The organism is Aquidulcibacter sp. (genome assembly GCF_049239865.1).
Classification (GTDB): Bacteria; Pseudomonadota; Alphaproteobacteria; order Caulobacterales; family Aquidulcibacteraceae; genus Aquidulcibacter.
This window is the reverse complement of sequence record NZ_JBMLTR010000050.1, coordinates 1-2020: the sequence shown is the minus strand read 5'-3', so window position 1 is coordinate 2020 and position 2020 is coordinate 1. Positions and strand designations below refer to the sequence as shown.

At 58.9% G+C, this 2020-nt stretch carries 1 protein-coding gene; it reads left to right on the top strand.

The annotated features are described in order from the left end of the window. Nucleotides 1-59: 59 nt before the first annotated feature. The gene (locus tag ACOVRA_RS03825; protein ID WP_421719138.1) at nt 60-1259 is read left to right on the top strand and encodes an amidase; all 1200 of its coding nucleotides are present in this window, start codon (nt 60-62) and stop codon (nt 1257-1259) included. The last annotated feature ends 761 nt before the right edge of the window (nt 1260-2020 follow it).

Genomic DNA, 2020 nt, shown 5'->3' with positions numbered 1-2020 from the left:
GCTGCTTTGACCCAGATTGAGTCCAGACAAAAGCCCATTCGCCTGCTAGATCACCGCTGATGGATCATTCGACTTTTCTTGCCGCCAATCAGGCCCTCAAAGCCTTCATCGACTTTGACGATACACCGCCCTTGGGTGATGGACCTTTGGCGGGCCTTCGGCTTGGGGTCAAAGGCAATATTGCCGTAAAAGGCCTCGCCAACACGGCAGGATCAGAGGCGCGTCGACATGCGATTGCGGCGGAAGATGCGCCAGTGGTAGCCACGCTGCGGGCCGCGGGCGCACAGATCGTCGGTACACTGAATATGCATGAAGGCGCTTTGGGTGCCACGACCGATAACAAGGCCTATGGCCGCTGTATCAATCCTTGGCGGCCTAATTTTTCGCCCGGTGGCTCGTCGGGTGGATCGGGTGCTGCGATTGCCGCAGGGCTTGTCGATGCAGCATTGGGCACGGACACGATGGGCTCTATCCGCCTGCCCGCCTCCTATTGCGGTGTGTATGGCTGGAAGCCCTCGGGGAGCTTGGTTTCCCAAAGCGGCATTGTCCCCTTATCGACGACATTGGATCAAGTGGGCCCTTTGGCCAAGGATGCCGAAACACTTTGGGCGGTCGCGAATGCCTTAGGGGCACCTGCACCCCTTGCCTCCATGCAGGGCCTTCGCTTTGCCGTCGCCCGAGACCGTGTAGCCAACCCGCAGCTGGTTCAGCCGGTGTTTGATGCAGCCTGCCAACGCCTCCGCAGTGCGGGCGCGGAAGTGGTCGAAGTCGATCTCGCTTTGGGCTTCTCTGATATCGACGTGGTTTTGGCCAGCCTTTTGGTATGCGAGATTGAAGGCGCACGCGAATGGGCCGCCGAACTATCCGACCCAAAGTCAGGCTTAACAGAAGAATTTCGCGCCATGCTGCTCTATGGCAAAAATTCGCCACAAGCCCGCTTGGATCAGGCCTATGAGACGATCGCTTTGGCCAAAGAGCGCTTGCGCGCCTGTTTGGCTCGCGAGGGATTGGCGGGCATCATCAGCCCGACTGTCTCGCATGTCGCCTTTGACCACGACGTCGGCCCGCCCGTGGATCAAGCCTATGCCACCATGTACGCCAATGTCGGTGACCTGCCCGCCATCAGCGCGCCCATGGGCCTGATCGACGGCCTACCCATCGGTTTCCACGCCATGACAGCCCCAGATCGTGAAGACATCGCACTGGGTCTCGCGGGGGTGTTTCCGGCGATGGCGCTGCCAGTGTGGGGCGCTGCTTAAGACCACTTCAGTCCCTTCGCCATTCATGGGGTTTCGGCGCATGCGCCGATGTCCGCCGAGGGCGGCGAAGGGGAACGCACAAACTCACTGAGGTCCCCGCTCTTCGCTGACGCTTCGGCGGGGATGACATCGTTCGGGGGAACGGAGCGCGCAACAAAAGTTGCGCTTGTCATCGCGGCGGCAGGCGCAGCTTGTGCTGCGCGGTCCTTTTGGTGGGGTTTCTATCTAGAAGCGTTTTGGTGATCCTTCTGTCTCACCAAACCGCTGTCTCAATTGTTCTTGCGACCTCTGGGTAGTCAAGTGTCCGTTTTCTCTGAAAACGGATCGCTTAGCGACGCAGCAAAGCTGCGCACTTGACGACCCAGATGTCGCGGGCATGCTCGATGATCTATTTTGGTGGAACGTAGGTTGCACCAAAATAGGTCCAGATGGAAAAGCCCCTTCAGTCCGCTTCGAGGCCAGCTTCCCCGTAAACGGGGAAGCGGCGTGTCCCAGTTGCTGCTGCTCTCCCCTCTCCCTCTGGGAGAGGGGGCGGGGGTGAGGGCTTACGCTCGCAATAATTTAATTATTCCGGCCTAATCTAAGCCTCTAAGCAAAATAAGCTTTTGCCGCCTTCAGCCCTCACCCCCGACCCCTCTCCCAAAGGGCGAGGGGGAGCGCATAAAACAAAACTTATCCCCACTCTCAAAACCTCAGATATTTTATACCCATCTCCAACGAGAGGGCGTTGTTGCTGCAGCGGCGACACCGGTTGGGGATGG